Raw genomic sequence first — 15874 nt, forward strand, 5'->3', positions numbered from 1 at the left:
TCGCGTCGTCACTGTAGACCGACGAGCTGCGAGTGGATCGATCCCCCTGACGTGACTCATTGTGCTGGCTTGATGTTCTGGTTCACGTTGAAGAAGTTGTCCGGATCGTACGTCGCCTTGATCTCTTGCAACCGCTCGTAGTTGTCGGCGTAGGTGGCTTGTATCCGGTCCTGTCCTTCATCCATCATGAAGTTAACGTACGACCCACCTGCCGTGTGTGGGTGGACTGCTTCCCAGTAGTCGCGGGCCCAGTCCGTGATCAGGTCTCGAGTTGCAGGGTCCGAATCGACACCCGCAATGACCATAGACCAGGTAGCGTCACGGTGTCCCCAGGCAGTGTCGTGTTCGTCGACGCGGTGGACAGCACCATCGATCGGATAGAGATGCATCGTCGATTTCGGCGTCGGAACCTCCCCAAAGCGCAGGTGTTCGGCGATGGTGTCGTCGGTCAGTTCATGTACGAAATCGCCCTTCCAGTGCCACTGGTCGCCTGATGGGTAGAGATCGTCGAACATGCTCTGCAGCGCTGGATACGGAATCGGGTCGATGTGTTCGAACAGCGGCTCGGCAACGTCTCGCGCCGGTTGGATCGCGTCCGCGGCCTGGTCTTCCGGCCCCAGATAACACCAGAGGAGTCCACAAACCTTCTTGCCGTGGATCTCTTCAGGGAAGGGATCTCCCGGGACCTCGGCGACCAGGTAGAAGGCGTAGACGTCATCTGGTGCGTCTGGGAGCCACTCACGGTACCAGCGCATCGTCTCCTCAAGCTCGTCGATCGGCCAGAACAGCGGGCCGGCGACGACCGTTTCGACGGGATGTAACTGGAACTCGAAGGACGTGACCACGCCGAAGTTGCCGCCTCCGCCGCGTAGCGCCCAGAACAGGTCCTCGTTCTCGTCCTCGCTTGCGCTAACCAGGCGACCGTCGGCCAGCACGACGTCTGCGCTCACCAGATTATCGATGGTCAGGCCGTATTTGCGGGTCAGATAGCCGTGGCCGCCGCCCAGGGTCAGCCCCCCGACGCCGGTCGTGGAGACGACCCCGCTGACTGTTGCCAATCCGAAAGCGTGAGTGGCGTGATCGACGTCGCCCCAGGTACAGCCGGGTTCGACGCGGACGGTCTCGGCTTCAGGTTCGACGCGGATGCCGGTCATGTTCGATAGATCGATGACCAGTCCGTCGTCAACCGAGGACAGTCCGGCTCCGTTGTGGCCACCGCTGCGGATCGCCGTTTCGAGATCGTGTTCGCGACCGAACGTTACGGCTGTGAGTACATCTGCGACGTCAGCGCACCGAGCGATTAGCCGCGGATGCTTGTCGATCATTGCGTTGTATATCGTACGCGCGTCGTCGAACTCGGGGTCATCGGGGCGGATCAACTCGCCTCGGTGCGTTCCCTCCAACTGCTCGAGCGCCACGTCGCCGTCTGTTGTCGTCATGGATTATTTCCTCTCGTTCTCCGTTCTGGAGAGCAGCTATTTCGCCTCAGTAACTCGCGTCGTGTCACCGAGTCAAAGAAAGTCCCACTGCAGAAGCAAAGTAGCTAGCCGGTGACAGCCTGGCAGCTACTGACTGCTGTGCAACCGATGCATGGGGATCACTGCCTGCAAGCGATCGACCGATTGCGCGAGACCGGTTCGATACCACGCTCCCTGTCTCACGTCTCGTCCGCGAGCCAGCCCCACGCCTCGAGGGCACGCTCGAGGCGACCGACAGCCGTCTCGACGTCACAGTCGTCGGTATCGATCTCGAGGGCAGCGTCGGGCTCGTCGAACTCCCGGTAGACGACGTGGACGCCCTGCTCGTCGATCGGGTCGGCTCGCGATCGATTCCGCTCGAGGCAGGTCTCGAGGCTCGCGGTGACGTGGACGAACCGAACGTCCTCGAGGGTGTGAAACTGGGTCTGCCATCGGCGCTTGTAGAAGGTGCCGTCGACGATAGTGAGCGCGTCTTCGGGGTCTTCGCGTGCCCGTTCGTACAGTTGTTCGTAGGTCCGACTCGAGAACTCGTCGGAGTGATGGAGGGTGACGGCTTCGCCGCGGGCCTCGAGTCGCTCGGCGAGCGCTGTCGCGATCGTGGTTTTGCCCGCACCGGGTGGCCCGCAGATGACGAGGATCACGCACCGATCACGAGCGCTGGTAGGGGCTGGGGATAAAACAGTCGTCGGGTTCGACTGCGGACAGCGTGGGTGGATTCCGGCACCCCCATCGGTTTCACAGTCGCGTTCGAACGTTGAGGTATGGGCTACGATACCGCGACCAAGACCGATCCGGAGTCAGTCGTTCCCGAAGAGTGGGGTGGGATGTGGTTTCTCAAAGACGAACTCGAAACTGACCATCTCGGCATTTCGATCCTCGAACTCGAGCCCGGTGGCAAGGGCAAAGCACACGACGAGACCCACACCGGTCAGGAGGAGATCTATTGCGTCGTCAGCGGAAGCGCCGAAATCGAGTTGGCCGACCGGGACGAGACGGTGGCACTCGAGACAGACGACCTGATCCGACTCGATCCGGACGAGTCACGACAGATTTTCAATCGCGGCGACGAGCGCGCGAAACTCGTATTAGTCGGCGCACCACGCTAGCCGAGATCCTCGTCGCGTTCGGACTCCCGGAGAATAAAGGGCCCCATCGCGAGGGTTCGCTTTGCGATAGTCGCGATTCTGAGAATGTACGCAATGAAAATCACGAACGGCGAAAGTCCGACGACGAAGCCGGCGCTCGCCACCCAGACGAGGTTGTCGATGCCGAACGTCGTGCCGAGCAGGGCGTTGCCGTCGATGTACATGATCATGAGTCCCATTACGGTCAGCGATGGAATTGAGATGTACAGCAGCGCTCGTGAGAGGTTGATCAGCTCCCACTGGAAGTACAGCGTCTTGAAATGCTCGCGAGCCGGGCCGAACAGCTTCAACGTCTCGATCGTGTGATCGAGCTTCTCGTTTGCCTCGTCGGAAAGTGAGTCCTCGTGGTCGGATCTGATCCTGCGTGCATCGTAGATCTTCCGTGAGTAGTTGAAGTTGAGCGCGTTCCAGATCACCCCGAAAGTGCCGAACTGAGCGTTTTCGAGGTCTTTCTTGACGGTCTCAGCGTTTCCGGTGGCGTCCTCGACGTAGTCGCTGACCTTCTCTCGGAGCTCCTCGTCGCGTTCGTCTTGCATCACGTCCTCAAGTTCGATTGCTCGCTCGTGAACGCCGTCGACGAGTTCGTAGAGGAAGGCGGCGGGCTCGGGTGGACTCACATCCTCCTCGATCGTCTCTTCGACATCCTGTCGAAACGTCATCGCCTCCTGCATCCGGTTGCGCTGGTCACCGATTGCGCCGAGTTCTTGTGAGAGCACCAGCTGGTTGATCGTGACGACGATCGAGGTCCCGGTGATGATCGCGCCGATAAACGCCGAAAAGAGGAACTCGATGCCGTCCTGGTTGTCGACGATCACACGTAATGGCGTGAGGTCGACCACACTGGACGCGACGAGGACGACGTACACGATCCCGAGGATAATGCCCGTAAACGCCCAGCGGTTCAGTCGCAGTAGGAGCCACAGACGGGCCCCACCGAGTCTTTCCTGCCCATCTGACTCATCAGCTGACTCTCCATCGCTCATCGACTGTCACAGACGACACTGCCGGCTGATAAAATACCTCGGCCGGGAGACGACGGTCCCACCGCCCATACTGGTTGAGCGCAGTCACTCCCACACGGCACGGGACTCCCCCAACGACCGTCGGCAGATCGGTTGGCACTCGCTCGAGCACGCTGTAACAAGAAGACATATGCCCGTTCTGTGAACGTTTCTAACAGATGAAGGGGGCGAACGTGATCGACCCGTCCACAACGGTCCGCAGTCTGTGTGCTGCTTTGCGGGCGCGTGTACGGATCGACACACGGACGCTGGCTGTGTTCCGTATCGGCGTCGCGATGTTGATCCTCGCTGATCTGTTTCTCCGTGCACGGAACTTCTCGCTGTTTTATACGGACCAGGGTGTCGTCCCCCAGTCGCTTGCAAAGGAAGCTGCACCGATCGACGTGTGGTCGGTCTATTTCGTTTCGACGGAGCCAGCGGTGACCGCGGCGTTGTTCGTCTTGCAGGGGCTGCTCGCGGTGCAGTTGCTTGTGGGCTACAGAACCAGGATCGCGACGGTTCTCTCGCTCGTGTTTGTCGTCTCGCTCGATCTGCGGAACCCGCTCGTGTTGAGCTATGCCGACGTGCTGTTCTGGTGGCTGCTGTTCTGGGCGATCTTTCTCCCGCTTGGCGAACGGTGGTCGATCGACGCCGCCCACGCTGACCGCCAGCCGAGAGACGCCGTTGCAAACCCCGCATCTGCACTGATCCTGCTGCAGATGATCACGATGTACGTCGTCAACGGCTATCACAAATCGCAGTCCGAGCTGTGGACGAGCGGCGAGGCAGCCGTCCTCGTGCTCGGACTCGACGACATGACGTTTCTACTCGCCGACCTCGTCGGCTCGGTCCCGTCGCTGCTGCAGTACGGTGGGCTAGCGTGGTACTACATGCTGCTGTTCTCGTGGCTGCTCGTGCTCGCTCAGGGACGCACACGGACGGCTCTCGTCTCGGTATTTATGTTCGCACACCTCTCATTTGCCGTCACAGTCCGGATCGGCGCATTTGCTTTCGTCGCAATCGCTGGCCTGTGTTTGTTCTTGCAGTCGTCGTTCTGGAACGACCTCGAGGCGCTCTCGAAGCGGATTGGTGTGCCAGCCGCTGCTGACAGCGCCTATCGCTCGAGACTGGATGCGATCGCGACCTCAGTTCCACGATGGCGACTCGGGATCGATACCAGCGCGTGGATCCCACGAGAGCCACGCAAAATCGCGGTCACAGTAGCCGTTGCCGTCTTCACACTGGTCGCGCTCGTTTCGATCCTCTCGGCTGGCGGCCTCGTCGACGACGACGCCGCGTCGATCGATGGGGCAGAACGCGGTGTGGCTGCGTTCGTCGATCATCAAACCGAATGGAGCATTTTCGCGCCAACTCCCAGAACGTCGGCCAGATACTACGTGTTCCCGGCGGAAACCGAAGCGGGTGACAAGGTCGATGTCTACAACGATCGGCCGCTGACGTACGAGCGACCAGACGGCGAGCTCCAGAAACAGTATGACACGTATCGAGAGCGGTTTTATATGAATAGCGTCAGCGCTGCAGAGCCACCTGACGCGCCGACTGAGCTGGCCGAGCACATCTGCACAGAGTGGAACACGGCACGGAGTGACGAGCTCACGCACGTGAACATGTATCTCGTCGAAGAAACCGTGACCCTCGAGACGGCCCAGACGCCCGCAGAGCGTGACAGCACGGCGAGACAGCTCTACACACACGGCTGTGGCGACAACGAGCCAAAAGACGTTGGGCCACCATCGGCGTTCGAGTAGCGACGACCGCCACGTCGTGGCCCCAACTGCCGTTTCACGGACTGGCCCGCCAGTCACTCCGAAAACTCGTCGTCCTCGAGGTCGAGTGGCGTCGCATCCGCCCAGTAGTCGTCGACTGCGTCCTGTGCCCACGAGCGGACCACCTCATCGTCGGTATCGATCGACGCTCGCAAGACACCGTACTCGTCTCGCAAGAGTAGATAGACGACGTCATCGAGGATCATGACCGCGAGCGGGACGTCGCCATCGAGAACCCGTACCGAGGCGTCGTCAGTTCCAAGCAGCGCCTCGAGCCGGCCACGAAGCTCTGTGTCGGCCGCCAGCGCCTTGATTGCGCGCCGCGAGAAAACGCCGTTGAACAGCTGTGAATCAGTCGCGGTCTGTTCTTGCACGACGGTAATCGTCTGCTCATTGAACGCATGGGAGACCGTCTGGACCTCATCGGCGTCTTCGAGCAACTCGAGCAGCCGGGAGAGCGGTGCGTTCGGTCGGGTCTGGCTCGGGGTCGTGATCGTCGCGTTGGCCAGTCGCTTCAGGTCGAAGGTCATCGACGCGGCCGGCAAGAAGTCGACGACATCTCGGAGCCGGCGTTCGGTCTCGATGATCGCTTGGAGATCGGTAAACCCTGTCGCGACGAGCTCTCCTGTCGCAGTCGCCGTATACTCGCTGTCCACGCGTCGGATCCACGACCGTTCCTGAAAATCACTGAGGATTCGGCCAAGCGTCGCCTGGGAGGCACCCGTCTCCGAGGCCAGTTCGGTGCGTGTGTGGCCACGCTCTGCGAGCAACCTGAGCACGTCGACACGATTCGCCGAGAGGGCGAGAAACTCGATCTCCTCGAGTGCCGATTCCATATGATTGCTGGTCACTGTTGCATCATAGTGCTTTCGCACCGTGAAATACTTTCATAGTGTGCGAGTGTACGACGCCGATCAACTCCTGTCTGGGTACGGAAGCGTTTCTCGCTGCAACACATTTTCTGAACGAAACTATAACCCTAGCACCCATATTTGTTTCTAAGATGCAACCCGCTTCCTCCATGTTGATCGGTCACCGATCAGCAAAATTGTTGTACGAACGCCGAACCGAGGTGAGTCCGTGATCGACCGTCGTACGCTCGGGTTTTTCATCCTCTCGAGTCTGTTCTTTGGCGGGACGTTCGTCGCTGCAAAAGCTGGTCTCGAGTACTTCCCACCGCTTTTGTTCGTCGCACTGCGGTTCGACATCGCGGCGCTCGTCATGCTGGGTTATGTCGCCGTAACCGCCTCGCGTGAGGAACTGCGACCCAAGACGCGGGGTGACGTCGTCGGCATTCTCGCGACCGGTGTGCTCGTGATCGGGCTGGCGAACGCACTCATCTTCGTCGGCCAGCAGTACGCGACCAGCGCTGTCGGCGCGATCGTCTTCAGCCTCAACCCGATCCTGACGCCGGTGTTTGCAGCCGTTCTCCTCTCCGACGAGCGCCTCTCTCCTCGCGGTGCGGTCGGACTTGTCCTCGGGCTCATCGGCGTCGCGCTCGTGGTCAGCCCAGACCCCGCGAACCTACTTGGTGGTGACGCCATCGGCCGTGCGATCCTGTTTGCCGGCGCAGTCAGTGCGGCGCTTGGAGCCGTCCTCATCCGCCGTGTCGGCTCGAGTGCAACGCTCTCGAGTACGGTTCGGGTTGCGTGGGGGCTGCCCATCGCCGCGGCGCTCTCGCACGGCTTTGCGCTGTCGGCCGGCGAGTCGATGACTGCGATCACGTGGTCCTCGAACGCGCTCATCGCACTCGCATACGTCAGCCTCGTCGCCGGTGTCCTCGCCTACATCGCCTACTTCGGGCTCCTCGAGTCGACGGGCGCGATTCAGGCGAACCTGATCTTCTATGTCGTCCCGGTCGTCGCAACGCTGGGCGGCTGGGCGCTACTGGGAGAGGCCATCGCACCGCTTGCCGTCGTCGGGTTCCTGCTGATCTTCACCGGCTTCGCCGTGCTGGGGAGCAACTCCATCGACGTTCGATCGTGGCTCCCCGAGACGGTCGTCGAGACGCCGGTTGCCGATGAACGAACGTCGGTCGCTGAGGAGCCTCGAGGCTTCCGGTCCGATTGAAATCGAGGCTTTCACTCCGTCGAGGTGGCGGGCTATGTGACGGTCGCCGAAGCGTTCCCGAACCCACGACGAACCAGAGGGTTTACGGCCTTTCCCGCTAAACCGGTCGGATTATCTATGTGTGCAACGTTTACAGACGACGATGTCGGAAAGCCAGTCGAGCGTGCCGACGGAAAGGTAATCGGAACCGTTGCGTCACTCGACACGGCAACGGCTCGCGTCGAACCCGCACCCGACGTCGTTGATGCGATCAAAGCCCGCTTCGGATGGGAGGAGATCGGTGGTCCGTTCATCCTCCACGAAGCTGACGTCCGCGAGATTTCCGAGACGCGCGTCCACCTCGCCGACGGATTCTCGAGAGCGAACGCGCCGACCCCGACGGCAGATGAATCGGCGGACCACGCGGACGCCGACGGCGACGATGAGCCCGCTCCCGAAACCGACCCGGAGGACCCGAATCGAACTAACGGTGGGACGGGATCGGTTGCCAACTCGGCTGCGGACTCGAGCGGTGTCGGTCCGTTCAACAGCCGCTTTCAGATTGGAGCCGCCGTTGTCTCGGGACTCAGCTTCCTCTTTGCACTGGTGTTTGCCTGGACAGGGTATCAGGAAATGGCGCTGCTCGCCGTCGGGCCAGAACTCAACATCGTCGCCGGAATGGCTGGCCTGATGCTCGCCGGGTTCGTCGGCGTCGTTGCACTCGTTGCCGCGTTCTACATGGAACCTGGCTTCGATCAGTAACACTCGAGTCGTCCCTGACGACTGCAGGCATCACTGTCTTCTTTTCGGCTACTGGTAACACCGCGTATGTGTAGAGTGATTACAGCCGACGATATCGGCAAGCGCGTCGAGAACGCTGCCGGCGAAGACGTCGGCGTCATTACGACGATTGACGACGACGGGGCGCACGTCAGGCCCGCTGCAGACGCGATCAAATCGATCAACTCCTCGATTGGCTGGGATGACGTTGGCGACGTCACCTATCCACTCGACCCCGACGCCGTTTGCGAGATTACCGACGAGGTGGTTCGGCTCGAGGGCGGACTCCCAGCAAACGATTTCGCGACCGACACCGAGGCCGAACCGGGCGCTAGAGACGCCACGGATACCCAACACGGCGCAACCAGAACCGGGGCCGACGAGGAGACGATGGACCGCGGACTCGAGGTCGATCCAACGAAACTGGCAGGAGCGAATCAGACGGTCGGTACCCAGACCGACGCAGCCGTCGACCCGGACGCCGTCCGCGACGCCGATCGCGGATCCAAAACCGACCCTGAGGCCGACAATCGAGACGAGACGGAGTGACTGGGGCCGTGTGCTGGGCTGGCCACCGCTTTGCGATCGGGGCCGCCCGTTCGAAGCTCACGCGTCCTCGAGGTCGCGCAGAATCCGGTCTGTCACGTCCGTGGTCACGTAGTACGTGTGTTTTCGGTGGGTCTCGGTTTTTGGTTTGAGTTTCCGTTCAGTTCCCTTGATGATCGATCCCTCGTATATTCTTACGAGCCCAATCGCCTCCATCGCCCGGTAGCAGTGGCGGACGTGTGCCAGCTCCAGCCCGAGTTCGGCGGCGGTCATCCGTGGATAGTCGGGTCCACCGCGAGAGAGACGGCGAGCGAGCGTTCGCGGGTCGTCAAGCCACCGAAGGAACGTTTCCTTCCCGTCACGGTCGGCGAGAAAGTCGAGTACGCCTCGCCCGTCATCCGTGAGTCGATACGTCGTCGGCGTCTGCTCGCGATCGACAGCGACGAGCCCACTCGAGACGAGTTCGGTACAGTGATCGGCGACGCGGTCGTGGTCAGCGTCCAGATCGCCCGCCATCGACCGCGAGCCGTCGCCGTCGATCGCCGCGAGGTGATAGAGGACGAGATAGGCGAGTGGCTCCGCGGGAACCGGCGCCAGCTTCCCCGCGACGGCTTCGCGTCGCTCGAGTGCTGACTCGAGTTCACTCGCGCGTTCGTACCGCTTTTGAGCGTTTTCGGCCGCACTGCAGTCGAGATCGAGCGTCACGCCGATCGTCTCGCCGGTCGGCGTCTCGAGGTCAAGGTCGAGTTCCCGCCGGTCCCAGTGGTCGCCGGCTTCCGAACGGGCCCGCTCGAGGGCCGCAGTGACTCGCTCGAGACGCGTGAAAATGGTGTCGGCCTCGGTCCGCAGTCGTTCGATTTCTGCCCGTGAAACGACCATCAGTTGTCCGTCATTAGATTGGCTCGGATATACTGATTGCGCTCGCTGATGGTCACTCTCACAACAGTTCGAGAGCGGGGTCAGATGTCCCGGGCAACGGTTTCACCCTGCCGTAATGAGTGCAAAACAGAGACAGGTGAGCAAAACAGTGCTGGCTCAGGAGCGGCGCTCGCCGACGAGATCACGGACGCGGCCGGGGATATCGAGCAGGGAGATCCCGAACCCGAACAGCACCATCAGCACGTAGACGCCGAGCGTTGACGTCCAGACGACGAGCAGCGCAAGGATCGCCCAGCCGCCCGAAAGGAAATAAAACGCCGCGATGGACATCGCTGTCCCGTACAACAAGACGAGATACGGCCCCCAGTCGCGGGCGTGACCGTGGCGGACCCGGCGGCGGACGTAGCGTTTGAGCTCGCTCTGGAGCGACTCTTTCTTGACAGTCCGGCGCTCGACGTTGTCTTCGAACGACTCGACGCGGTCGCGCAGCCGCTCGATCTCTTCGCGGAGTGCTTCGGGATCGTCGGATCGGTCCCGCGTTCGGGCGCTTACGCGGGCGCTCGTCCCGGTTTCTGCACCCGTTGCTGCGTGGTCCTCCGTCGCCCCCTCGTCGTCACCCGTGGCGTCGTCGGTCATCGCTTCTGTTGGAACCTGTCGCACGCCGGGACTTTGTAGCTGCCGATCCATGTCACGGCTGGCAAGGACTGCGTTGAGGATCGCCCCGAAGACGAGAATGATCGCGCCGATGTAGAGCCAGATGAGCACCAGAAAGACCGCTCCCAGTGCGCCATAGACGGCGTACTCGGTCGCAAACGTCGTATACAGCGAGAACGTTCGGCTCAGTACGAACCAGCCAATCGCGGCCACGACCGTCCCGGGCAGCGCCTCACGGACATCGATACCCGAGTCCGGGAAAATGACGTACAGCGGCAGGAACGTCACGATGAGCCCGACCACGACGAAGATTGGTCCGAGAACGCTGACGCCGACAAACGGCACGAATCGGATCACCACCTCGAGGATGGCGACGATGGTCAGCCCGAACCCGATCACGACGAAGACGATCGTCGCGTCCCAGATCGTGTCGAGCAGCGATTTTGATCCAGCAGTGCCGTACACTTCTGAGAACGCCCGATCGATCCCACGGAGCACCCGACTTGCTCCCCACAACAGGCCAAGTGCCCCGAACACGGTCGCGCTCTGTCGTCCAGTCTCATCGAGGACCGTCTCGGCGAGCAGTTCCTGTGCTGACGGCGTGAGCACGTCGCTGACGGCGTCGGTCAGCTGCTCCGCAAGCGCCTCCCCGCCGATCGAGGCGGTGATCCCCAGCCCGAGGAGGGCTAACGGAATGAGCGAGATGAACCCATAGAAGGCGACGCCGGCCGCCAACAGCGTCAGCTGCTCGTTGCGCGCGAGGATGGCGACGTCACGCGCGATCTTAAGACCCTGTCTGTAGTCGATCACGTCCGTCCATATCGGCGGCCAGGGCAATATGCGGTCGTGTCGGAATCGTTATCTGAAACTGTGAGCAGATGCGGGAGAGAAAGCGGAGTGTTAGACGAGGTTGTGTTCAGTCGCTGCGCGAATTTCGCCGACGCTGGCGTCGGTTTTGAACGTCGTCCCGCCGTAGTGGGCTTTCGACGCCTCGAAGCCAGCGGCCTGTAGATCCGCGAGGAACTCGTCCATCGCATTGGCCGGCAGCCCCCAGTTGCGACAGAGTTTGTGCTGGTCATAGTGGGTCGGCTCCTCGAGTTCGGCCGCGAGCGTGTCACAGAGTTCGCGAGCCGCTGGTGCGGTGTCGAACGTATAGGGGATTTCATTACGGACTGCGGTGACGAACTCCGGCTCCTGAATCGGGCCAAGCCAGACCGGTCCGGCGGTGAGCAGTCGGCTGCCGCCACAGTGTGGACACGTCTCGAGCGGGTCGGCGATCATCCCCACGTCTGTCTCGCGGTAGAGACAGTCCTCACAGTGGTAGATGTAGCCCAGTTCGTCGATCGCTGCATCCGCAGCGGTGGGTTTGTGCTCGAGTTCGAGATAGGTGCGGACGTAGTGGCTGGTCGCATGAGTCAGGATCGGCTCGACGCCGACGTCGAAGCGAGCGCCACTGCGGGCGAGCGCAGAGATGAGAATTCGGGCGCCCATTTCGGCGTGGTAATCGGTGTTCTGGGGTACCGCAGAGTACGATCGGACACCGCTGTTGAAGTGAGCGCCACACATCGGCGCGGTATCGGTCGCGGTAACACAGAGCAGGTCTCGGCAGTTCGAAAACGCCGCATCGGCGAACGGCATCGGCGTCCCGTACGGATCGAGATCGATCACGTCGTACACCCCATCGTGCATGAGCGCGTTGACGTTCCGGTGTTCGACGGTTGCCTCGAGATCGTTTCGCACGAGGTTCGCTCGTGCGAGGTCGACTGCCTCCTCGTTGACGTCACAGCAGGTCACGTCCCAGCCGTCGGCGGCCGCCCGAACACCACGGATGCCGCTTGCTGTCATCGCATCGAGATACGTCTCGGCGCGGTCCTCACGGTCACGATAGGCCCGCAGCGTTGCGATCGTCAGATCCCGGTTCAGTTCCTGTCGCGGGTTGTAAAATACTGATTCCTCGACGCCCTCGGTCTGTTCGCCGGGGACCTCGAGTTCGACCCCGCCCTCGGTGACGCGCATACACTCCCTCGTCGGTAGCGAGCGAAAAGCAGTGTGGTCTCGAACGGAATCGTTCGCACAACCAAACCGATTTTACAGTTCGGGACACAGTTCCGGTCGTGCCGAAGGCCAACCCAGTCGAGCGATGGCAGGCGGAGCTCGAGGAGACGGGGAAACTCACGCCCGAGATCGTCGAGCAGATCACGCGCATCCACGGCGACCGTGGGGTGCGCGCGATCGAGGCCGTCAGCGAGAACCGAGTGAAGGCCTACCGCGATTTTACGATCGTCGTCGGCTACGACGATGAGTATATCGTCGAAGACGGCGGCTGTACCTGCAAGGACAGCGAGTACAATCTCGATCCCGACGACCCAACTGACCGCTGTTGGCACGCCCTCGCCGTCGCGATCGCCCGCCGGGTCGGTCACGTCGACTACCACGATATGTGGTACTCAGACGTGCGCGAGCTATTGTAATCGAACAGTGCCGTGTTTTCGCGCTCAGACGGACTGCTGGAGTCAGTGACCGCTGCTCACCAGCCCCGCCGCCCGTGATCGGTACAGCAGACCGTATCAGACGGTGAGCGCTGGTGTGTCTGCCTCGCGAACGCGCCGAATAACGTCTCGGACAGTATCTGCATCGTCCGGGTACGTGCCGTAGACGATGGTATCCGCGTGAGCCTCGAGCTGCTGTGTCAGTCCCACGAGTCGATCGGCGTCGACGCCGTCCGCCGAGAGCTGGATCGTGAGGTCCACCTCAAGGTCCTCGAGCTCGTGAGCGAAACCACGCGCCAACGACTCCACCCAGTAGGTCGTCCCGTAGCCGACATCACAGAGGGGGACGACGAACTCGTCGACGAACGGAGCGAGCGCGCTGGGCTCGAGGCCGGCGCGTTCCCGAAGGTTTCCGGGGTAGGGATCTGGGTAGAGTGTCGCGAGGAGGTCACCCTCGACGCACTCCGCCGCGGCGGCGACGAAATCAGTGATGACCGCGGTTCGCCACGCGTCGCGCTCCTCGTGGTCGCTCGCGGCGAACTCCCGATCACAGCGCTCGCAGTGACAGAACGACGCGCCGGGGAATCCAGGTGTCGTGAGTCGGACGTCACCCACCGCGCCGACTCGCTCGATTCGCTCGAGTAACGCGGCGCGGTAGTCAGGATCGGTCGGGCAGACGGTGCCCCAGTCGTGTCCCTCCGCATCGGGCGTCGCACGCGTTCCGTCGGCCGTCACGGCGGCGCGCGCTGGTTCGTCACGGACGGTTGCCGTGTCGCCCCAGCAGGCGATGGAGTTGGCCGCGCCCGCAAGCGGCTCGCGGCGTGTGCCGTCGACGGAGTCGGCGAAAAAGTGTGTGACATCACCGAGGTCGGCTCGAGCGAGGTCCCGATCTGCTGTGAGAATGCCGTGCATACCTGTGTACACCGGGTGAATCAGTATAAAACCTGACCTGCGCTGTCGATGGACTTGCGCGCCGACAGCCGATAGTGGATGAACGGCTGCCGTCAGTCGGACTCGTTGCAGGCTGCGATGATGACCTCTGGATCGTCGATCAGCCGGTTTTCCATATAGTTGCCTTTCCCTTTGCCGGCCCACTTGCGCTCCTGTTCGATGATCGAGAGGAACTCGAGTTCCGAGAGGATGTCCCGTACCCGGCGGAGCTTGAGGTGGTCCGACTGGTCGCGATCACAGAGCCGTTTGTAGAGGTCGTACGCTTCGTTGGTTTTGACCGGGACGTCGTCACCCTCCTTTTGCTGGGTGAGCAGCGCCATCGCCTCGAGAACGAGTTTCGCGTGACTCGGACTTTTCGAGATGAGTTCGGCGAGGCGGCTGGTCTCCTCGCGTTCGTGGGCCTGATCGACGCAGGCCTCGGTGACCGACTCGAGGTCGTTCTCCTCGGCGATCTCGCCGGCAAACCGCAGGATGTCGATCGCCTTTCGCGCGTCACCGTGTTCGCGCGCCGCAAGCGCCGCCACGCGCGGGACGACGCCGTCCTCGAGGACACCCTCGTGGAACGCATCCGAACGAGAGCGCAGGATCTCCCGGATCTGGTTTGCGTCGTACGGCGAGAAGACGTACTCGCGTTCACAGAGACTCGATTTGATTCGCTCGTCCAGCGAGTCTTTGTACCGGACCTTGTTCGAGATGCCGATGACACCGACCGTGCTCTCGGTGAGTTTGCCGGATTCGACCGCACGCGAGAGCTGCATCAGGATATCGTCGTCTTCGATTTTGTCGACCTCGTCTAAAATGATCAGGGCGACGTCGTAGCGGCTGTCGACAATCCGCCACAGCCGACGATAGTATTCGGACGTACTCAGCCCCGAGTGGGGGATCGAAATCCCCGTTTCGTCCTGGTCGTTGAGCTGATGGCCGGTCGACTGGACGGCCTGGGTCTCCGTCGACTCCTGTAGGCAGTCGACGTAGGCGACCCCGATCGAAACCTCGTTGTTCTTCGCGCGCTCGATCGCCTGATTCGTGATGAACTTCGAGCACAGCGACTTTCCGGTTCCTGTCTTCCCGTAGACGAGGACGTTGTTCGGCGTGTTGCCTCGAGTCGCCGGTTTGATTGCGTTCGCGAGGTTCGTGAGTTCGTCTTCACGACCGATGATCCGGTCGCCGTCGGGAAGGTGTGAAACCTGCAGGAGCTCTTTGTTCTGGAAAATCTCGTTTTCGCTCCCGAAGTAGTCCGTGGCGTCCGACATTCAATTGTCGTGAATACTATTCGGAGGTGTCTTAAGCGTTCGGAACCTGACTGCCGCTGTATTAGACAGGATTCCGGCGTGTGAGTGTCTGAGGCGCGCAAACGACACCCCTTAGTGCCGCTGTATAGACAAAAGGAGACCCCGAGTTTCCGCTGTATAGATGACGGTGGACCCCGGATTTCCGCTGTATAGCCGACAGACCCCGGAGTGCCGCTGTATCGTGAGGTCGATTGTCACTGGGGAGAAGCAAGCATCCCAGGGTCGCTCAAGCGGAGATACCGTAATTCCGCTGTATGGATTCAAAAGGATTTCTATAGGAATCCAGCCCGTCGTTTGACACCCCTCGGTGCCGCTGTATATAGACACACACACCCCGCGGTGCCGCTGTATCGATCCGAGGGGAGGTATCGATCTGAAACGGGGGTTCTGCTGGACTGGTGATGGATTGATTAGCGCTGTCCGGAACCATCGACCAGCGTGTCAGGGCAGTAATACGGCTTTCGGGATGGTGAGTTACCCACCCTCAAGAGCAGAGCACAAAAAGAAAACTGTGGGTTCAAATCGACTCGAGACCGGAGCTATCGTTCACGATCCGTGAACTAATAACGTTCACTATAGCCAATGGACTTTGACACAGGTGCTGTATTTAGTAGTTTTGTATTTGATTAAACGAAGCTACTAGATTGATGTTACTTCTCTCCTTATTCTAACCGATTCGCTCTACCCGACTGAGTATCCACTCCCTCTCTCGACGCTATACAGCGGCACTCCGGGGTGTGTCTCTCCACTGTTTTTCCACCGCCGGTTGGCCGTCGACTTCGAGACATCGTCGCCCTGTCGTACGTTTTTTCGGCGTCCAGTC

Annotated in this window: 15 protein-coding genes; 6 read left to right on the forward strand and 9 right to left on the reverse strand. The window is 61.2% G+C overall.

Annotated features, from left to right (window positions below; all coding sequences use genetic code 11):
- Positions 1 to 56: 56 nt before the first annotated feature.
- Both ACERJA_RS06980 and ACERJA_RS06985 read right to left on the reverse strand, forming a co-directional pair.
- Positions 57 to 1439, reverse strand: coding sequence for an FAD-binding oxidoreductase (locus ACERJA_RS06980; protein ID WP_373607532.1), 1383 nt, complete (start codon positions 1437 to 1439; stop codon positions 57 to 59).
- Positions 1440 to 1657: 218 nt separating this feature from the next.
- Positions 1658 to 2269: an AAA family ATPase gene (locus ACERJA_RS06985; protein ID WP_373608456.1), complete on the reverse strand. Its 612-nt coding sequence runs from the start codon at positions 2267 to 2269 to the stop codon at positions 1658 to 1660.
- Here ACERJA_RS06985 and ACERJA_RS06990 point away from each other — a divergent pair.
- On the forward strand, positions 2240 to 2584 hold the full coding sequence (locus ACERJA_RS06990) for a cupin domain-containing protein (protein ID WP_373607533.1): 345 nt from the start codon (positions 2240 to 2242) through the stop codon (positions 2582 to 2584). The two genes, ACERJA_RS06985 and ACERJA_RS06990, sit on opposite strands and share 30 nt — an antisense overlap.
- On the opposite strand, the gene ACERJA_RS06995 is transcribed toward ACERJA_RS06990, so the two are convergent.
- Entirely contained in the window at positions 2581 to 3606 is a 1026-nt protein-coding gene (locus ACERJA_RS06995; RefSeq protein ID WP_373607534.1) for a hypothetical protein, read from the reverse strand. The genes ACERJA_RS06990 and ACERJA_RS06995 overlap by 4 nt on opposite strands.
- Positions 3607 to 3803: 197 nt before the next feature.
- Between ACERJA_RS06995 and ACERJA_RS07000 the strand changes: the two genes are divergently transcribed.
- Positions 3804 to 5393, forward strand: coding sequence for an HTTM domain-containing protein (locus ACERJA_RS07000; RefSeq protein WP_373607535.1), 1590 nt, complete (start codon positions 3804 to 3806; stop codon positions 5391 to 5393).
- A 53-nt stretch (positions 5394 to 5446) separates the two neighbouring features.
- Here ACERJA_RS07000 and ACERJA_RS07005 read toward each other — a convergent pair whose 3' ends face one another.
- Positions 5447 to 6247, reverse strand: a complete 801-nt coding sequence (locus tag ACERJA_RS07005) for a helix-turn-helix transcriptional regulator (protein ID WP_373607536.1) — start codon at positions 6245 to 6247, stop codon at positions 5447 to 5449.
- Positions 6248 to 6491: 244 nt separating this feature from the next.
- On the opposite strand from ACERJA_RS07005, the gene ACERJA_RS07010 reads away from it, so the two are divergent.
- The 3 genes from ACERJA_RS07010 (at position 6492) to ACERJA_RS07020 (ending at position 8789) form a co-directional block, all read left to right on the forward strand.
- Positions 6492 to 7481, forward strand: a complete 990-nt coding sequence (locus ACERJA_RS07010) for a DMT family transporter (protein ID WP_373607537.1) — start codon at positions 6492 to 6494, stop codon at positions 7479 to 7481.
- Between the two features lie 117 nt (positions 7482 to 7598).
- Entirely contained in the window at positions 7599 to 8222 is a 624-nt protein-coding gene (locus tag ACERJA_RS07015) for a hypothetical protein (RefSeq protein ID WP_373607538.1), read from the forward strand.
- Positions 8223 to 8288: 66 nt separating this feature from the next.
- Positions 8289 to 8789 (forward strand): hypothetical protein, encoded by a 501-nt coding sequence (locus ACERJA_RS07020; RefSeq protein WP_373607539.1) that lies wholly within the window; start codon positions 8289 to 8291, stop codon positions 8787 to 8789.
- A gap of 57 nt (positions 8790 to 8846) precedes the next feature.
- On the opposite strand, the gene ACERJA_RS07025 is transcribed toward ACERJA_RS07020, so the two are convergent.
- From ACERJA_RS07025 to ACERJA_RS07035, 3 genes are all read right to left on the reverse strand, one after another.
- Positions 8847 to 9665, reverse strand: a complete 819-nt coding sequence (locus ACERJA_RS07025; RefSeq protein ID WP_373607540.1) for a DUF2250 domain-containing protein — start codon at positions 9663 to 9665, stop codon at positions 8847 to 8849.
- Positions 9666 to 9821: 156 nt separating this feature from the next.
- Positions 9822 to 11129, reverse strand: coding sequence for a YhjD/YihY/BrkB family envelope integrity protein (locus tag ACERJA_RS07030; RefSeq protein WP_373607541.1), 1308 nt, complete (start codon positions 11127 to 11129; stop codon positions 9822 to 9824).
- 90 nt (positions 11130 to 11219) lie between these two features.
- Positions 11220 to 12335 carry a tRNA (guanine(26)-N(2))-dimethyltransferase gene (locus ACERJA_RS07035; RefSeq protein ID WP_373607542.1) on the reverse strand — a complete coding sequence of 372 codons (1116 nt, stop codon included), beginning with the start codon at positions 12333 to 12335 and terminating at the stop codon, positions 11220 to 11222.
- 98 nt (positions 12336 to 12433) lie between these two features.
- Between ACERJA_RS07035 and ACERJA_RS07040 the strand changes: the two genes are divergently transcribed.
- Positions 12434 to 12790, forward strand: a complete 357-nt coding sequence (locus ACERJA_RS07040; RefSeq protein WP_373607543.1) for a hypothetical protein — start codon at positions 12434 to 12436, stop codon at positions 12788 to 12790.
- 96 nt (positions 12791 to 12886) lie between these two features.
- On the opposite strand, the gene ACERJA_RS07045 is transcribed toward ACERJA_RS07040, so the two are convergent.
- Together ACERJA_RS07045 and ACERJA_RS07050 are read right to left on the reverse strand one after the other, a co-directional pair.
- Complete coding sequence (locus ACERJA_RS07045) at positions 12887 to 13720, reverse strand: hypothetical protein (protein WP_373607544.1); 834 nt, start codon at positions 13718 to 13720, stop codon at positions 12887 to 12889.
- Positions 13721 to 13812: 92 nt separating this feature from the next.
- Entirely contained in the window at positions 13813 to 15012 is a 1200-nt protein-coding gene (locus ACERJA_RS07050) for a Cdc6/Cdc18 family protein (protein WP_373607545.1), read from the reverse strand.
- Positions 15013 to 15874: the final 862 nt, after the last annotated feature.

This window comes from Natronorubrum sp. A-ect3, from assembly GCF_041821125.1.
Taxonomy (GTDB): Archaea; Halobacteriota; Halobacteria; order Halobacteriales; family Natrialbaceae; genus Natronorubrum; species Natronorubrum bangense.